Raw genomic sequence first — 20438 nt, forward strand, 5'->3', positions numbered from 1 at the left:
AGTTGCGATATCAAGGTCGGCGTCATACGCACTCGAGCGCGCCGGGAACACCGGAGATGGGTTGGCTTGCATCCAACGGCGGCGTCAACGCTGCCAGCCTGTCCGCCAGCCGATTCTGCATCACTGCCATACTGCCGTGATGATCGGGATAAAGCTTGATTTGCTCATCGCTGAGCAGTCCAGCCAAGCTGTCGAGGCCATCGATCTCTTCACTTTGAAGGGTTTTCAGCAACGCCAATTGATTCATCCTGCTGTCCAGCAATTGCTCCAATACCAGCATGCCTTCCTCCGGCTCGATAGAGCCTAATCCCAGCGCGCGCATCCGGTCACGGTAACGGACGTCACTCACTGAGCCGACACTCCCCCAATAGCCCCAATTCATGACTTTGACCGGGCAAGGCCAATCGGCTCTGAGCCGATCGGCAAAAGCGTCGGCAAACGTGCAGCCGGCAGCATAGTTGCTTTGACCAGCGGCCGTGCTAAAGGACATCATTGACGAGAAAAACAGGACAAAATCCAGTGAAGCGGCGCTTGGCTCGAACGCCCGAGCCAGTGCAACACTGGTTGCGACCTTAGCGTTCAACACACGGGTAAAGGTTTGCTCATCCATATTGGCCAGGCTTTGGTCCTTAAGCACGATTGCCGAGTGCACCACACCGTTGATCTCACCAAAGCGCTCGATAATGTGTCGCCGTACCTCGACCAGTTGCTGCTCGTCTGCGGCATCGGCCTGGAAATAAACAGGCGCCGGAGCATTATGGCGCAGACTAACGGCAGTCAGTTCATCGAGCTTGGCTTTAAGCGGTTGATCCGGCGATCGACGACCGATCCAAATCACCCGAGCGCGATGGCGGCTGATGACATAGCGGCTCCAAACTGCACCGATCCCGCCCGCGCCGCCGATCACCAAGTAGACGCCGCCGTCGCGATAGGCGGGCTGCTGCGTTGCGGGCGGCGCATCGACCGTCACCCGTGCCAGCCTGCGGAACCACCACTGATCGTGGCGCAGCGCCAGCAATTCACCTGAAGCAACGTGATCGAATGGCGCATTGGCCAGCGAGGTTAACTGTTCGCTCGGCAAATCTGCGAGTTGCACTCGCCAGTGCGGATATTCCTTGGCTAAAGAGCCGGCCAATCCGTGCACTGCAGCATGGGCAGGCCGGCAGGCCTCGCCCGGCAGCGGGTTAATCGTCTGCCCGGTGACCAACGTCAAGCGTAGAGGCTGGCGACCGTAACCTAGGCTCAGCAGCACCTTGATCAGTCTGAACAGCGCCAGTACGCCATGCTGTTGTGCGGCAACCAGTTCCGACGCGCTGGCACAGTGGTCGTCGCTTGACGGCGCTAACCAAATCACGTCGACAAGTTTCGGTTGGGTGTTCAGTGCGGCCAAGTAGCCGGCCTCCGAGTCGTCTGCGTTCAGCGCCAACACAGCGCCGGGATAAAGCTCGGCCAACGCCGGGCGCTGCGCCGGGGTTGCGCCGAAGATCAGCGTCGCGCCCTCCTGTTGACGCCGCTCAACGACCGCACCGTTGACCACCGACCAAATCGGCGCCAGCACATGTCGCTCTTCGCGCTGTTGCTGGGGGACGAGTGAATCAACCCGCCCGAGCGCCGCGTTTGGCGGTCTTGAATCTGCAGGCAGGCGCCTTGAGCTTAAGCCCAAGAATCGTACGCAGATTTGCCCTTGGTCGTCGCAAAGATCAATATCCATTTTGCCGGCCGCGTTATTTACGTCGTCTCTGTGAAGCAGCGCCCACATCCGCTGACGACAAGGCGCGAGGATTTCCAGCCGGTCCAGCGCAAAGGGCATAAAAGGCGACGCCCAGTTCGCCACACTGCCGTCGAGCGGCAACAACATGCCGATTGCCGCCTGCAGTGCGCTGTCCGTGATCCCCAGGTTCAGCCACCAGTCATCGGCTGTGCCGGGCAATGCCTCGTTCAGTTCCAACTCCGCCAGCACATCACGCCGACCGCCCCGCTGCGCCACCCTCAACTGGCGAATCCCGCGATGGCTGTCGCCGTAATCGATGCCCATTTCACTAAAGAGACGGTAAACTTCGTCGCTGTCAAGCCGCAGTCGCCAGTTCAAGCCCTGCCAGTACGCCAGATCCAATGGATCTTCCTGAAGCGACAGGCCGGTGATCGCTGTGGCCTGACCATGCAGCACGGAGGAACTGCCTTCGTTGGTGACCAATTTGACACCGATCCGTTCGCCCACGCGCGCCAGGTTAATCTGCATCCGGCGCGGATTGGACTCAACCGTCAACGGCGCTAACCAGTGCAGCTGCTCAATCACCATCGCGTTTGCTTGACCGTGGGCCAACGAATGCGTCACCGCTACCCGAATCATTTCCAAATACGCCACGCCAGGCAGGGTCTTGCGCCCGCTCACCCTGTGATCTTTCAGCCAAGGTTCGTTACCGCTGAATTCAGTCACAAATTGCTGTTGATCAAATCGTGAGCTGTTTTGATGCACTAACGGGTGCAACTGCATAGGCGTTGATGACGATAGTGCTCTAGCTTCCGTGGGCGCCCAGTAACGGCGGGTGGCAAACGGATAACTCGGCAAGCTGATTCGCTGGCGTTGTTCACCGCTGGCAGCCCATAGTGCTGTCCAGTCAACGGGCAGGCCTTCGCTCCACAACTGCAGCAACGACTGCTGTTCACCGTCCGTAAAGAGCTTGACCAGCTGCTCGCGCCACTGCGCCTGAAAACGGCCTTTAAACTGTTCAACCCGCTCGCTGGTCGTGGTCGCGTCGCCGCAAACCCAGCCGCGACTGTCGCCGTCTGACAGGCGCCGTAATGCGTCGAGCAAGCTTGTCATTGTGCTGGTGATGAACGCTGCGCGATGCTCCATTGCTTCCCGGCCCACTTGCAGCGTATAAGCAATGGCCGCCAAGCTATCCGTGGCTTGCGAGCGCTCGAGTCTGGCCAGCAAGCGGCTGGCGATCTGCCGCAGCTGCTCGGGCTCTCGGGCCGACAACAGAATCATTTCGGGCTTGCCACTATCGTCAAGCACAGGCTTGGCTTGACTGTACTCCGCGACGATTAAATGGCCGTTGGAGCCGCCGGCACCAAACGAGGAAATGCCGGCGATCCGCGGTACGGCCTGACCATTCAGCAACGGCTGCGGCCACGCTCGCAGTTGCTGGTTGACCTCGAAGGGCGTTGCCGTAAAGTCAATAAAGGGATTGAGTTTTTGGGAGTGCAGCGACGGCACAATTTGCCGGTGTTTCAATTGCAGCAGCACCTTGGTCAACCCAGCAATGCCAGCCGCCGCCTCACAGTGACCGATATTCGACTTGACCGAACCTAACCAGCAAGTTTGCTCAGGCTTGCGTGTTCCCAACGCGTTGGCCAAACCAGCGATCTCAATCGGATCGCCCAGCTTGGTGCCCGTACCATGCGCCTCAATATAGTTGACGATCGCCGGATCGACGCCGGCGTCCTGTAGCGCGCCGCTGATTGCTGCCTGCTGCGCCCGTGGGTTGGGCACGCTGTAACCGGTGCTTTTGCCACCGTGATTAAGGTAACTGCCTTTGATCACCCCATAAATGTGATCGCCGTCGCGCTGCGCATCGGTCAGTCGTTTTAGGATGACTGCACCCACGCCCTCGCCCGGCACATAGCCATCACCGCCTTCGCCGAAGCTAGCGCAATGGCCCTGGTTCGAGATGAATTGACCGCTGCTCAGCATCAAATATTTGTTGGGGTGAATCGTCAGGTTGACACCTCCGGCAATAGCCATCGAGGTGCGGCCATTGCGCAAGTCCTGACAGGCTAGATGAATGGCAGTCAGCGAGCTGGAGCACATCGAGTCGACCGTCATGCTCGGGCCCTGCAAATTGAGGCAGAAGGATGTCCGGTTGGCAATGCTGGCGGTGCAGCCAGCAAAGCCCATGCGCTGGCCCCGCAAGCTGGCTTCAGCACCGAATAGCTGGTATTCGCCATACATGACGCCGACGTAGACGCCAACTTGCGCGCTATCCTCGGTCTGCTCGCCACCGATGCGGCGACTGTAACCTGCATCTTCCATCGCCGACCAGGCAGTCTGCAGAAATAGCCGCTCCTGCGGATCGATAAGTTCAGCTTCCAGCGGCGAAATATTGAAAAACAGTGGATCAAATTGATCGACGCCATCGATAAACCCGCCCCACTTACTGTTGTGCACCCCGCTTTCGCTGCGATTTTCGCTGTAATACTCGCGCCAGTTCCAGCGCTCGGCCGGAATTTCGCTGATGCTGTTTTTGCCTTCGCGTAGGTTCTGCCAAAAAACCTCCAGATTGTCAGCCGCGGGATAGCGCCCCGCCACGCCGATGATAGCGATATCGTCTTTGGGCTGAGGGCCTGGCTGGCTAACTTGCAAACTTTGCTGGACGTGAGGGCTTGTCGTATTCACCACGCTGTCGAACAGCCGGCGGCGCGAACTGCCCTTGCCTCCGGATTCTGGTGTCGTCAGCGGCCTTTGTTCGTCAGTCTGAACCACCGCCATCGTACCTTGCGGCTCGAGTGGCCGGTTTGCCAAATAATGCGCCAGTTGCTGCAAGCTGGAGTATTCAAATAACAGCGTACGCGGCAAAGCGCCAAAACGTTTTTCGAGCACGCTGGTCATCTCCATGATCATCAGCGAGTCAAGGCCATATTGCTCGAAGCACTGTGCATCATCGATCTGTTCCAGCGCGATCCCCAGGGTGCTCGCCAGCATTGCTCGCAGTTGCGCGATTAACGAGTCGCTGGCAGCAGGCGGGACTTGGCTGACAGCGGGCCTTTGCGGCAGTCGCGCGACTAGATGATCCGCCAAGCTTTGCAAGCTGGGATATTCAAAGAACAACGTCTTTGGCAGCGGCCCAAAGCGTTTTTCCAGCGCCGCCGTCATATCCATGACCATCAGTGAATCAATGCCGTATTTTTCAAACGGCTCGTCGTTGTCAAGCCGCGACTCAGCGATCTTGATCGTGTCAGCGAATAACCGGCGCAATCCAGTTAATACATCTTCGCCTTCAACCGCTGTGATGGCTGGGCTAGCCGGCGCCGGTTCACGGCTCAGCAACGCGACTAGCCTGTCTCTGTCGCCTGCCAGTACCATCAGCTGATCTTCATCGCTTTGCAGCGCCTGGTATAGCGCCCGAATGCCCGTTGTCCCGGTCATCGCCTTGATGCCAGTGCGTTGCGCCAGCGCGCGCCGGGCGGCATCGTCCATTTGCATGCCGCCTTCGAGCCACAGCGGCCAGTTGATTGCCACGGTACGGCCATGGCGCTGCCCCGCCGCGACCCGTTGATTGCGCAGACCGGCAAAAGCATCAAGATAGCCGTTAGCTGCAGCGTAATCACTCTGCCCGGCGTTGCCCAGTACGCTGGCAATGGATGAACAAAGCACAAAGAAGTCCAGTGCCACTGCAGCGCTGCACTGGTCGAGGTGGCGCACGCCAGCTACCTTAGCAGCGAACACGTCTTCAAAGTCCTGCTGCGTTTTATGTGACAACAGCGTGTCACGAGTGAGCCCAGCGCAATGGATAATGCCATGTAATCCGCCGCGCTCCATCATGATCCCAGCGATCAAGCGCTCAACCTGACCTGCCTCTGCAAGATTCACAGCGCGGTAGTGACATCGTGCGCCCAGTTGCGCCAGCTTGTCGGTGACCGACGGCGCGTTAGCCTCGGTACGGCCGCATAGCACCACGCTCGCACTCGGTGCAGCGTCCAGGATCGCCCGTGCGAAGATCATGCCAACGCCGCCCAGGCCTCCGGTAATTAGATAGACGCCGTCCGACCGCCAGGGCGCAGGGCTATGATTCAATGGTTGATGGAGCCAAGTTAGCGCTTGGCGCTGTAACTTGCCGGCCTCAGACAGATAACGCAGTTGACGCTCATCAGGCGCAGTCCCTTCGGCCGCCAGTTGCCACGCCAATTGCGACGCATCGAGCCCTGGCGACACTTCTATCAACTGACCAGTCAGCGCCGGCTGCTCTCGGTTGGCACTGTACAACAGGCCGCCAAGGCCGCGATAACCTTGCGGATCGTTTGCCGGGATGACCAGCTGAACCAAACAACGGCGCTCAGTGCGAAGCAGTGGTTTGAGTTGTCCGGCCAGCGCCAGCGCCGCCTGTCGATAATCGTCGCTGTGCATCGCCAGGACGGAAATATGTTGATGCGCTTGCAACTGCTCCGGCAAGTTGGCAAAGGCGGGATGGTGGCCCAGCGTCAGCACCAGATGGGACACTACCGGCGCATCCGTGGCCGAAGCAAGCTCAGCGTCACGCCATTGCCGATGGCAAAGTAGCGCTTCGCTGTCAACGTCGTTGTCAGCGGACAACGTTTTGAACGACAACTGGCGCAGGGTCGCACAGCACCGGCCATTTTTGTCAAACAAATACAGATCAAAGCGATAGCCACCGGGTGTGCGTGCAGTGCTGCGAATCTGTACTTGCAATGTTGCCGGACAGTCGGCAAATAGCACACATTCGGCCAGTCCGTCGGGCAACAGCAACGGTGGCCGCTCTCCCAGCTCATCAAACAACAATGCCATGACCGCTTGCATCGCGGCATCCAGCAGCCCAGGATGAATAGCGTAACCTTCGTTCGCAGCAGCGTCTTCCAGTGCAACCCACGCCAGTGCCTGGTCCCCCTGGCGCAGCAGCGACTGGATTCTGCGATGGCTTATGCCATATTCGATGCCCATAGCGGTGAAACGCTGGTAGCAAGCATCGACATCCATCGGGCGAGCGTCGGCGACAATGAAGTCAAGATTCGCCGGTTGCGCCACGGCGGTCCCAGCCACCGCTCGGCAATGCAGTTGCAGCTGTCCGGCGGAATCATACGAGCAAATCCCAATTGGGTAGTCGCCATCCGGCTGCGCCGCCAGTTCAACGAATAGCTCACCATGGTTGACCGCGTCCACGCTGAACGGCTGATACCAGGACAAATCACGGATAATTCGTGCCGCGCCGGCAGGTCGTTCACCGCCCAATGCGTGCGTTAGCGCCGCATCGATCATTCCGATCATCGCCGCACCCGGCAAAACGCCGCGACCGTTGATTCGATGGTCGGACAAGAAGCTTTCTTGACCACTGAACTGACTGAGGTAACGCAAACCGCATAAGTCAGAGACATTGCGGTGCAAAAGTGGGTGAAGTCGCTTCTCGCTCGTCGTTAGCGCTTGTGCCGGTTCATCCTTGTGCCAGTAACGCTCACGGGCAAACGGATAACCCGGCAAGCTGAGGGGCGTCGGCGTGCCCTGTCGATACATCAAGCGCCAATCCAGCGTTAAACCGTTGACCCAGGCCTGGAGCAATTTTTCATGCTGGCCGTGATCCATCCAGTTAGCCATGGCGCTTTGTATGTCTGCACCCGCCAGCAGTGACAGCGCCTTGTCGTGATCTTTGATCCGGCCGCTATAGCAAGCGGCTGTAGACGGGTGATCAATACAATTTTGCAGTTGGGTCTTCAAATGGGCGAGTGAATGAGCCAGCACGCCTAGCCGATACTCCATCGCCTCCCGCCCGACCTGCAGCGTATAGGCCAGTGCCGGCAAATCAGCGTCGCCCAGCTCGCCCTGCTCCAGCGCGTGCAGCAACAAGCTAACCTGCTGCAATAGCTGAGCCTGCGTCTTGGCCGATAATGGAATGATCGCCGGCTGCTGCTCGTTGACGACAATCACCGGCCGCGGTCGATGATCTTCGTACTCTTCGATCACTACGTGCGCGTTGGCGCCACCCGCGCCAAAGGACGACACCGTAGCAATTCGCTTGAATTCCTGACGGTTGCCATCGATCACGACCTCGGGTCGATGCCAATCGGCCAGCGACTGCTGCACCACGAACGGACTGTTGGCAAAATCAATCTCAGGGTTGAGTTCACCGGCGTGCAGCGACGGAACCAATTGGCGGTGCTTTAGCTGCAGCAGCACTTTGGTGATGCCCGCGATGCCGGCAGCACTTTCACAATGACCGATATTGGACTTAATTGAGCCAATAGCACAGTACTGCTTAGCCGCCGTCTCGGCGCCGCTATTGAATGCTCTGGTCAGACCTGCAATCTCAATCGGATCCCCCAGCGACGTGCCGGTGCCGTGGGCTTCAACATAGCTTACCGCCCTAGCATCAACGCCGGCCCTGGCCAGCGAGTCGGCCACCAGTCGGCTCTGGGCCAATGGGTTAGGCACAGTATAGCCGTTGGTCTTGCCGCCGGCATTGATCATGCTCCCTTTGATCACGCCGTAAATTCGATCGCCGTCCGCCTCAGCTTGAGCCAACGGCTTAAGCAGCAGCGCACCCACACCCTCGCCGGCGACAAAGCCGTCGGCGTCCGTCCCAAACGCCTTGCACTGCTTGCCTGACGATAGCATTTTCATCTCGGTCAGACGCATGTAGTGCACGGGATCGATCACCAGATTGACCCCACCGACCAGTACGCAGTCGCTCACGCCGCTATGCAAGCTCTCCAGCGCCAGATGGATCGCGGTGATCGACGACGAACAGGCGGTATCCACCGCCATACTCGGTCCTTGGAAATTGAACTGATAAGACACCCGGTTGGCAACCGACCAATAGCTGGACTGATGGGTGTAGGTTCCGTTCATCACACCGACAAACACGCCGACTCGATGCCGTTCAGCCAAACGACCCGGCGTATAGCCGGCATCGCTGATGCAATGATAGGCCTCTTCCAAGAAGAGCCGCTCTTGGGGATCCATCTTCTGCGCCTCATGGGGCGAGATATGGAAAAACAATGGATCAAATTTGTCGATTTCCCGAATGAAACCGCCCCAGCGGGTATAAATGCCACCTTTTTTGCCCGGCGTTTGATCGAAGTATTGACGCCAATCCCAGCGATCCGCCGGCACTTCATCGATACAGTTCTCGCCATTTTTTAGACACTGCCACAGCGCTTGGACGTTATCGGAATGCGCGTAGCGTCCCGCTAGGCCGATGATCGCGACTTCAGTGCCACGCTGGCCCTTTGGTGCGCTGTCGGGCGTCTTGGCGGCAAAGCGGTGTCCAGCTGCTAGCTTGACTAACGTATTAACCGCAGGAGCCGACGCGGTATCAATCGATACCGGCTGTTCGACCACCGACGCTTTGTCCAGCCCCAGCAAGACCCTAAGCTGATCTTTTTGTGACGCAACAAAATGATCCGCAAGCGCGTCGATCGTCTGGTATTCGAAGAATAGCGTGCTGCTAATTCCCGACAGCTTGTCGCGCAGCAGATTAGTCAACTGCACCACCAGGATCGAATCGATGCCATACGTCTGGAGCGGCTCCCCAGCATCGATCTGCTCCGGCCGGATTTTGAACAGTTCGCCGATCATCTGCTTGAGATAGCGCACCGTCTGATCTTTTAGCGCCTGGGGCGTCACCTCGCCCACCGACACGGTTTGGGCGATCCGCTGCGGTGGCCGCGAAGCGGGGGCCGCCCGCACCGTCAAGCCCTTGGACGCAACCTTGGTCGGTTCCACATCGCTGTGCCGATCCTGCCAAATGACTCCGTTGCTCTCGGCGATCACGATTTGCTGACCAAGGTCGTGATCAGCCAGCGCCGGGTAATAGATCTGCCTGTAGCCTTCGCTCTCCAGCAGCTGCTTCCACTGTTTGGGTGCGAGCGCGGGTCCACCGGGCAATCGCAACTCCTGATCGTCGAATAACCACCATCCCTTGAGCAAGCCGAAGGTCAAGTGGGTAAACAAGCCGTTGCGACAAATCTCGTTGATCATCACCAGGCCGTTGTGCTTCAACGCTGCCTTGGCGTTTTTCATCGTCCGCCGTAGATCCTGCGTCGCGTGCAGGACATTGGTGGCCATAACCAGATCGTAATGGCCAATCTTGATACCTTGCCCAGCCAAAGGCTTGTCAACATCAAAGAGCTGATAGCTAAGGTACGGATTGTCCGGCCCGTACGTTTGCCGCGCATGCATGAGGAATGCCTGCGATACATCGGTGTAGCAGTATTCCGCGATTTGCCGCTGATAAGGCCGGAGTTTTTCAAACGCCCGTGCACTGGTGCCGCCGGTGCCGGCGCCAATCTCCAGAATACGGATCGGCGTCTGCGGCGCCTGTTCCAGCCGTCCCCTGACAAACTCAACCATCGCGTTGAGCATCACGTCGTTGAAAAAATCGGACACTGGATTATGCTTGTATATTCCCTCAACCATGACCATCGATGAGTCAGGGAACATGATGTCCGTGGCCATGATCCGACCGCTGAGGATCGCTGGCAACACCCGCAGAGTGGCCTCAGCAAGATTCACTTCGGCGCTCAGACTCGCGTGTCCTAGCCAATCCGGCTTTTGCGCATCCCATTCTTTCCATAGGGATTCAACTGCCAGCGGTTGACGATGGACCACGCGATAGGCTGCCGGACAATGCCCGTCCTCCATGGACAGGTAGCCGCGCTGCGCCAGCTCGTCAAGACTCTTATCGATCCAGCGGCCATACATCGGCAGCAGACCGCTGCGTTGCTTCATCTGCTCGATGATTTCGCGCTCGCCACTAAACCAGCCCAGTTGCTGCAGCTGGGCGTACAGCAAGCGAGCTTGCAACTCGTCGATGGCCGCCTTCCGGGCCTGCATTTGCTGCGTCACCGCCCGAATCTCGTGGTTGTCTACAACCAGTTGTTTTTTTATCCGGGCAATCAGCGACGGGTAGGCTTGCGTCAGCCTCTGACCATACTCACCAAAAGGCCCAGCCGGATGCGTGGGCAGCGCCAGACGGCTGAACGTATCGCTGAGCCGCTGTGAGGTTCGCAAGAACGTAAGCTGGGAAAATGGCCCGGCCAACAGAATATCCAGCGCAGTCATCGCCTGCTCGCCCTCGATCGAACCGAGACCGACGTCAGCCATCCTTCGGCGATAGTCTTCGCTAGCCACCGAGCCGACATGCCCCCAGTAACCCCAGTTGATCACTTTGACCGGGTAGGAACACTGCTGCGCAAGGTAATGGCCAAAGGCGTTTTTGAAGGTACAACCGGCAGCGTAGTTGCTCTGCCCAGCTGACTTGGTAAAGCTTTGCAACGACGAAAAAAACAACATGAAGTCCAGCGGCTGATGCGCAAACATCTCGGCCAGACGGACACAGATATCCACCTTAGCGGTCAAACCGGTGGTAAATCTTTGCTCATCCATTCGCGCCAGACTTTGATCCTGAAGCTGAATGGCGGCATGGATCACGCCATGAATCCTGCCATACTCGGTGCAGATCTGCGCTACCGCCTGTCGTAGTGCAGCATGATTGCTGGCATCGGCGCGGATATAGCGCGGCGCAGGTCCAAGCTTGGCAAGCTCGGCGATCGCCTGATCAATGTCGTTATTTTGCTCGCGACGCCCCAGCCAAATGATTTGCGCCCGTCGAGTGCGGATCAGATACTCACTCCACAACCGGCCGATACCACCGGCGCCGCCGATCACCAGGTATACGCCCCCATCGCGATAGAGACTGCCTACCTCGCCTAGCTGCGCGGCTACATCCGTTGTGCCCCGTTCCGACAGCGGTAGATAAGGCGCAAGATATTGGCGGTGCCAGACATCGTTGCGGCAGGCCAGCGCGTCGCCACGAGGATGCGTGGGCAACGATAGCGGGTCCACAGTGGGCCAACTGTCGCCTGCCGGCAGGTCCACCAGCCGCACCCGCCAGTGGCTGTATTCCTTGGCCATGACGCCGATCAATCCGTGCACGCTGGCATGCGCCGGCGCCACCGGCCCGGTCACGGTTTGGTGAGTACTGTCAGCCTCGTCGAATAAGGTCAACACCCCTCGAGTGATCACCGTCCAGGTCAGTGGCTGCTGATCCAGCGCCAACGCCAGCAGCGCCTTAATCAAACGGAAGCAGCCCAGCACGCCACGCTGCTGGGCGCAGATCATGCCGTCGAGACTTTCGTCCTGCGCCAACGTTGTCGGCGCCAGCCATACCAGATGTTCAATAGGTCCGGCTTCGCGCAGCCGTTCAGTGAGCTGCTCAATAGACTCACTACCCTCCAACAACCATGAAACAGCTTGCGGATAACGGGCGCTCAACTGTTTGTGGCCCTGGGGATCATTGCCAACCAGCAGCAGCCGGCCATTAGACGGAATCAGGTCTTGGGGGCAAAAACGCTGCCACTTTTCCACCAGATAACAGTCGCTACGTGGCCGATCTTCAAGCATCACTTCCAGCGGTGACGGCTTTTTCATGACCCGTAGCGCAAATTCACGCAGCGCGGCGCAATGTTGGCCTCGTTGATTATAAATATCGATATTAAACGTCGATTGTCCCGCTTCAGATGGCTCGGCGCAAGGACGCACCCAAGCCCAAATCTGCTCACCTAGCTCAGCGCCACTCAACTGTAGTTGCGCCAACGCAAAAGGTACCCAGGTATGCTTCAGTTGCGGCGTCAAACCTTGGTCGAGCTGATCCGCGACGAGCAAGCCGACGCTCGACTGCAAAGCGCCATCCATCAGGCTGGGATGTAAAACAAGTCGCTTATGATCCGAGGCCAGCGCTTGCGGTAGCTCAATTCGCGCCAGCACTTGGCCGCCGTCGATCCGCAGCGATTTCACCGATCGGTGCCACGGGCCATAGTAGATCTGCATGCTGTCGAACAGCGGGTACAACGCATCAGCGTCAAGCATATGGCCGCCGATCGCCGCTTGCAACGAAGTCAACGACTCTGCTGGTTCATCGGCATCCTGAACAAAAGCTGCTTCGCCTTGGCAGCACACCACCTGCTGCTTGCGCTCGAGAATGTCGAAGGTCAGTCGATGTTCGTCAAGACTGTCGATACGGATCTCTACTTCAACCGAGTCGTCGCTTTGGTTACTGAGCATGACCGGCTGCAACCACACCAGATTACGCAAGCTCAGCACGCCAGTTGGCACCTGCTCCCCCAGCGAGCGGAGGATTGCCTCGCGCGCCATTTCAAGGTAGGCGACGCCCGGCAAAACTTTGTTGTCACGGACCCGATGATCCCGCAGGAAGAACTCTCTGCCGTTGAATATTGAGATAAATTTCTGCTGCGACAGATCCGATACGTTGGTGTGCAGCAAAGGATGCAACCGTCCCTCACCGTTTTGCTGTCCTAGCGACGAGAAGTGGGATTCGCCAGAGACCCAGATCCGTTCGCGAGCAAAGGGGTAGCTCGGGAGGCTGATCCGCCTAGCCGACTCTTTTGGCTGCCCAAATAGCGTCCAGTCAAGCGCCAGCCCTTTAACCCATAGCTCTAGCAGCTTGTCATATTTGCCTTTATTGGCCCAGGCGGTCAAGGTCGCCGCCATATCCTCATCATGGGCGAGCACCGCTATTGCCGCCTTATGATCTTTGACCCGGCCAATATGAATGCCATCAAAGAAGCCGAACGGTTCAGGCTGGTTCGCCAGTAGCTCGGCGCTTTGCGCTAGTCTGTCCTGTAACTGGTCGATCGACTCGGCGATAAAAGCCAGACGATAGTCCATCGGCTCCCTGCCCTGCTGCAGCGTAAAGGCCAGATCTGCCAGCCGCGGCCGCGTATGCTCGGCACCGGTCCGATGTAGGAACTGTTGCAGTTGCTCGACTTGCTGCCGTAATTGAGTCGGTGTCCTTGCGGACAAAGGAATCATCGTTGTCTGCCCGCCGACGTCATCGTCCCGAGTCGGGGCAATATACTCGGCAATGATCACGTGTCCGTTTGAACCACCCGATCCGAAAGACGATACTGAAGCCGCACGTGGATACTCTCGCTCCCGACCATCGAGGTTCAACACTGGCCGCCGCCATTCCTGCAACTGTTGAGGGACATAAAACGGCGAATCGGCAAAGGGGATGTTGGGATTCAGACGCTTTGAATGCAACGAGGGCGCCAACTGGCGATGCTTAAGCTGCAATAGCACCTTCGCGATCCCGGCAATGCCCGCGGCTGACTCTAAGTGCCCAATATTCGATTTGACGGAGCCAACCGCGCAGTGCTGTGCCGGCACCATTTCGCTACCCAGCGTGGCGCTGCGCCGGGTAAAGCCCGATTGCAGGCCCGTGATTTCTATCGGATCTCCCAGTGCTGTACCCGTGCCGTGAGCCTCGACATAACTCAGCTCTCGTGGATCCATGCCGGCCTTGTCGAGCGAATCGGCGATCATGGCACCCTGAGCATGGGGACTGGGCACGGTGTAGCCATGGGTCTTACCGTTATGGTTAATTGACGTCGCCCGGATCACCGCATAGATGTTGTCGCCGTCGGCCTCGGCTCGGGACAGCGGCTTGAGCAACACCGCTCCCACCCCCTCACCGGGCACAAAACCGTCCCCCCCGTCGCCAAAGCTGCGACAGCGTCCGTCAGAAGACGACATCGTCAGCTGGGACTGAATGAAATATTTGTTCGGATGCAATGATAGGTTGACGCCACCGGCCAGGGCCAATTGGCACTCGCCGCGCCTGAGGCTCTCGACCGCCAAGTGCAGCGCAGTCAACGACGATGAGCAGATGGTGTCGACCGCCATACTCGGACCGTTGCAGTCGAAGACGTAAGACACGCGATTGGCAATCGAACCAAACGATGAATCGACCGCATCATCGGTACAGTCCGCAGCGCTCGAGCGGGTATAAAGCAAGTATTCGCCGTGCATCACACCGACAAATACCCCCATTTCACCCTGGTAATGACGTCGCAGCCCGGCTCGATCGTAGCCGGCGTCTTCGAGCGTACGCCAGGCGGTTTCGAGAAAGATCCGCTCTTGAGGATCCATCCGCTCGGCATCCCGCGGCGAAATATTGAAAAAGAGCGGATCAAAACGATCGATGTCGTCGATAAAGCCGCCCCACTTGGTGTGGATCTTGCCTTTTAAACTGCGGTCGCGGCTGTAATATTTGCTGTGCTCCCAACGCTCGGTGGGTATCTCGCTGATACTATCGACACCGTTTTTGAGGTTGTTCCAAAAACTGTCGATATCGGCCGCGCCCGGGAACCGACCGGCCAAGCCAATAATGGCGATCGGCTCATTTCGTTCACTACGATCATAGCGTCGCCATGCTGTTACGCGTGTCTGCTGTTGCGCTCTGGCGGCTAGGATGGGCTGCGTCGCCTGAATCCCGAGTAATTGCCTGCTGCGCACCGGATGCTCAGCGACAAAATAGCCCGCCAGCGCAGCGATGCTTTGGTACTCGAAGAATAGAGTCGCCGATAACTCGCCAAACTCCTGGGCCAAGCGTTGGTTGAGCGTGGTGATCATGAGCGACGTCAAGCCGTAACGATCGAAGGTGTCGTCACAATCGAGGCTACTCTCAGGAATCGCCGATACCTGTGAGAAATGGCGCTTGATATGGCTTTCCAGTGCCCGTCGCAGCGCCTTATCTTGTTCTAGCTGCGACGCCTCGTTTCCTGGCTGCAACGCCTCGTTGCGCAGCATCTCGGCGCAAGCGCTGTTTGCTGACGCAGCGATATGGCAATCGATAGCCGCAAACGGATAAGTCGTCAACGCCACCCGACGATGGTGATGCCGAGCAATCTGCGCTAAGCTGCTCTGTCCAGCGACCCATTGGCCGGCAATCGCTGTCAACGCCTGGCGGTCCAGTCCCCGAAGATCCTTTTCAATACGGCTAGACTGCGGCTCTTTTTTGAGACTGCCGCGCAGCGGCATCTCCGAATGTTGACCTTTCAGCCGCTCCACCAACTCGTCTCGGCTATCAGCTACGACCGCCAGGCGATGGTTAAGCGCGACTCGGCCGACACATAAGGTATAGCTGATATCCCCCAGGCTGGCGTCGCCAAACCGGCCAGCTTGCATATCGTCAGCAAACGCTGAAATCAATTGATCAAGCTGCTCGTCACTCGCGGCGGCAAACGGGAACAGCCAGGGCCCGTCGCTTTGCCGCACAGCGGCCTGTTGTGGCGGTGCCTCGAGAATCAGATGGCCACCCGATCCGCTAGCGCCAAAAGCATTAATTAGCGCGCGCTGCGGTCCCCGCCAGTCGCTCAGCTGATCGGCGATGGCAAGATGATTGTCGTTCAAACAAATCATCGGACTGAGCGGATTACAACCGAGCGTCGGCGCGATCTGCCGGTGTTTCAACTGCATCAGCACTTTGGTGATCTGCGACAGCGCCGACGCTGATTCGAGGTGGCCGATATTGGCTTTGATCGATCCTACCAATAGCGGCGCATCGCCACGACGAGCACCGAACACGTTGCTGATCGCCGCAAACTCAGCCCCATCCGCCAGGCTGGCGCCGGGGGCCGCGGCTTCGACATAACCGATCTCGTCAGCAGACAATCCCGCCTGTTGTAGCACTCGACGCATCGACAGAGCGTGGCTATCGGCATTGGGCGCTCCGTAACGGAAAGTCTTACCGCTATGGCTGATCGCCGTTGCACGGATAACGCCGAGAATGGAATCGCCATCCCGCGTGGCGTCTTCGAGTGGCCGAATCAGCAGCGCGCCGACACCTTCGCCAGCCACCCATCCGTTGGCATGGCGGCCAAATGGATAAGATTGGCTATCGTCGGATAACAGCTTCAGTGAAGTCAGCAGCTCGAGATGCGATGGATGGCTGATCAAGTTGACGCCACCGACAATCGCTGCGTGGCACTCGCCTTGGCGAATACTGTTGCAAGCAAAATGCAACGCAGTCATCGCCGACGAGCATGACGTATCGAAAGCGACGCTGGGACCATTAAAATCGTTGAAGAAAGACACACGGTTGGCGATCGCCGACAGGAACGAGGTGGCCCGCTCGCCTTGTTCAGTCGGCCGATGATGCTCGTAATCGCCCCACATTGCGCCGACAAACACGCCAATGCGCTCGGCCTGCCGCCGCAGGCTCGCAGCGGTATAGCCGCTACTTTCCAGACAGTGCCAAACCGCTTGCAAGAACAAACGCTCCTGAGGATCGAGCGTTTTCGCCTCAGCCGGCGTAATTTTGAACAGCAATGGATCAAACAGCTGCTTGCCCGCCAGTGCGCCCACTGCCCACTGTGGCGAATCGCTCGCCTCGTCGCTGCCGTCAATTAACGCTTCGCGACTCAATGTGGCGATGCTCGCGCGGCCAGCGCTCAAGTTTTGCCATAGTTCATCCGGGTTCGCGGCGCCAGGATAGCGGCCGCTGATCCCGACGATCGCCATCGCGTCGCCATTGCAGCGTCCATTGACCGCTCGGGTCGACAAGTGCCCGTTGCTCCCATGCGTCGACGCGTGAACGACTTGAGCGGATTCGCCGATGTCGTGAATTTCCAGCCGCGGCCAGCCAACGGGCAGTGATTGCGTCACCGCACCGCCCACAAAGCTGTGCACCAACTCATCGTCGTCATTCAGATCGAACGCATCACGGATCTTGTTGAAATACATCGATCCGATCGGGCACAGGCCAATGCCGAACTCACCCTGCTTTTCCAGCAGTAACTGACCGATTCTGCCCGCTTGAAGCAAATTAAAATAACGGCTTTCATCACCGTAGGCGGTAGCGCGACCGGCGACGATAAAAATGCGCAGCCGTGCCTGATGAGCGTGCTTACGGTTAAACGGCGTATAGCAACTGCTGATTGCCGATAGATCGCCGTCGCTAACCCGCGCTAAGCTATGACTTTCGCCATCATAGCGGTATATTCCAGCGGGCAGACATGGTCCCTGGCAGCCTTGCTGTACGCTTTGTTCAGCAACGTGCAAATAAATTTTCAGCGCTAACCCAGCATCGGTGTGGTACAACCGCCCGTTGTCTTGATCGGCCCGCAACAGGTTCAACAGCCGGCTCAGCTGGCTTAAATTCAGCGGCCCATCGCAGTATTGCCGCTTGGCAGCCCGCAGCCGCAGGGCGTCAGCGCTGATCGGCTCAGCGCACAGCTCGATGACACCGTCACCCTGCTCCGGCAAGTCATGGCGGATCTGGCGCTGCTCTTCGTGCAGTTGAGCCAATTCCTCCCGGGTGGGTAACGCAAAACCGTTATTTTTCTCACTGAGAAAATCAGCAAACAGAGGACCAGACTGACGCCAATGATCATTCAGTACTTGCCCCTCCCCAGCCAGGGCGGCCGGCGCCACGCCCTCGATCAGGCAATGCAGGAACCGGTGGCTCGGCCGTAACTTAAACAACCCGGCAATCGCCGCAAAATCTACGCCGTAGGCCGGGGTCAGCGCGATGTTAAAGTCGCGCTGGCGGGACAACAATAGCTGCTCAATATAACCCGCCTCGAGCACCAGCAAGAAGGGTGATGCTTTATTGTAGATTGGCGCGATCGCGTCATTTTCGGCGATCAAAAATAGTGCAAAGCCAGCCTCGGCCAGCTGCGCGCGTTGCCCTATTGGCAACGCCTGTGGATCCAGCTTGGCCGGTACGCTAACAGGCAGCAGACGATTAAGCTGCGGTTGGTAATAGTAGACGCCGCCAGCCAAGCCGTCGATCCGCTCCTCGGCCACATACAGATAGCACTGGACCGCATTCAAGCCACCCGCTGACGAATAGAGGTACTTGCCGTGGCCGTCTAGCGGTACCTCTCGTAGCAGCGACAGCAGGCGTCCAAGCCGTTCAAGATTCGCAGATGCCCCCCTAGTCGGTCGCCAGTATGCCTGAGGATCAAAGCTGACTTTTTCTAACGAGATGGAACCATTGACCGTTGTTTGGCAAGCTGGTGCAGCGCTCAGCGGCTCCGGCTCTGGCTCCACCTCGTCAGCCGTTATGCCTTTAGCCTCAAGAATATAAGCGCTCACCGCAGCGATGGTCGGATGCTCCAGAAACACATCGACTGGCAGCGTCACCTGATGCTGCTGCTGGATGCTATGGACTGCTTGCACCAACGTAAAGGAGGTTGCGCCTTGATCGAAAAGATCGTCATCGACCGCCAGTTCGTCGACGCCGAGCGCCTCGATAAAATACTGCTGCAGCCAGGCGGTCAGCGCCTGCGGATTGATCGCTTGCCTGCGCGGTTGGGCCGTCGCCTCCACGTCACCCGTGAGCAGCGCCTTGCGATCCGCTTTGCCGTGGACGGTCACGGGAATCTGGTCAATAAAGCTGACCAGATTGGGCACCATGTACTCCGGCAAGCGCGTTTTAACGAAGTCCCGTACCGCTTTCTTGTCTAACCCCTGCGCTACCACAAAAGCCACTAGTTTGGGATCTGCTGAACTCGGGTCCTTGACCAGCACCGCCGCATCATCGATCGCTGGATGGCTTTTCAGTGCGCTTTCGATCTCGCCCAGCTCAATGCGAAAGCCTCGCAACTTGACCTGCGAATCGAAACGGCCAAGCAGCTCGATCTCACCATTACTGAGGAAACGGGCTTTGTCACCTGTGCGGTATAGCCTGGCGCCGGCCTCACTAGAGAACGGATCGCGGATAAACTTTTCAGCCGTCAACTCAGGCCGATTGAGATAGCCTCGAGCCAGGCCGACACCACCGATACACAGCTCGCCAGTTTCACCGGCCGCTACCGGCTTTGCTTCGCTATCCAGAATATATATCTGGATATTATCGATAGCCCGACCGATTGGCACGATCTGGTCTTCTCGCGGCTCACCACGCCAATAGGTCACGTCCACCGCCGCTTCGGTCGGACCATATAAGTTATGTAATTCGGCGCTCAGCAGTTGGCGAAACTGGAGTAGCAAGTCGTGAGTCAGCGCCTCGCCGCTAACGAATACTTTCTGTAGCGATACGCATTCGGAGACCGCTGGATGCTTGAGGAAAAAGCGCAGCATCGAAGGCACAAAATGGCAGATCGTAATCTGCTCCGCTTGAATGACCTCCACCAGGTAATGCGCGTCCTTGTGGCCTTCCGGCTTGGCTATGACTAAGCAAGCACCGCTGAGCAACGGCAAAAACAGTTCCCAGACTGAGACATCAAAAGTAAAGGGTGTTTTTTGTAAGATCCGATCGGCTGAGCCAACATCATAATGGCGCTGCATCCACAGCAGACGATTACAAATCGCCTTATGCGGCAGCATGCAGCCTTTAGGCCGGCCGGTAGAGCCCGACGTGTAGATAATATAGGCAAGATCATCGGGGCCATTGATTGGCACAGGATTGGCCTCGTTGCCAGACAGCGCTTGTTGATTAGCCTCGTCCAAGCAAAGCACTTCGCCGTCATATTCCGCCAGCCGTTCACGAAAACGCTGTTGCGTCAGCAGCACTGTCACCGCAGCGTCTTCAATGATCAACGCCAATCGCTCATCGGGATAGCCAGGGTCCAGCGGCAAATAAGCGCCACCGGCCTTCATAATCGCCAACAGCGCAATGATCAGCTCTACTGAGCGCTCCATCTGAACGCCCACCAGACTATCTGGCCCGATTCCCAGCTCCCGCAGGTAGTGAGCTAGCCGATTAGCTTGCCGGTTTAACTCGCGATAGCTTAAGGTCTGACCTTCGAAACGAACCGCCACCGCGTCCGGACTGCGTTCGACCTGCGCTTCGATCAACTGCTGCAAGCACTTGTCCAGTGGGTATGCGTTGTGAGTATCGTTCCGGCCGGAAAGGGCCTTACTGTCTTGTTTGTTCACGAATTACTATCCTGGTCATTGT

1 protein-coding gene is annotated in these 20438 nt (G+C 58.0%); it reads right to left on the bottom strand.

What is annotated here, in order from left to right; all coding sequences use genetic code 11:
• Positions 1–22: 22 nt before the first annotated feature.
• The gene (locus tag B0B13_RS07290) at positions 23–20416 is read right to left on the bottom strand and encodes an amino acid adenylation domain-containing protein (protein ID WP_076795384.1); all 20394 of its coding nucleotides are present in this window, start codon (positions 20414–20416) and stop codon (positions 23–25) included.
• Between the last annotated feature and the right edge of the window lie 22 nt (positions 20417–20438).

It is taken from the genome of Burkholderia sp. b14 (genome assembly GCF_900156195.1).
In the GTDB taxonomy this organism is placed as follows: Bacteria; Pseudomonadota; Gammaproteobacteria; order Burkholderiales; family Burkholderiaceae; genus Mycetohabitans.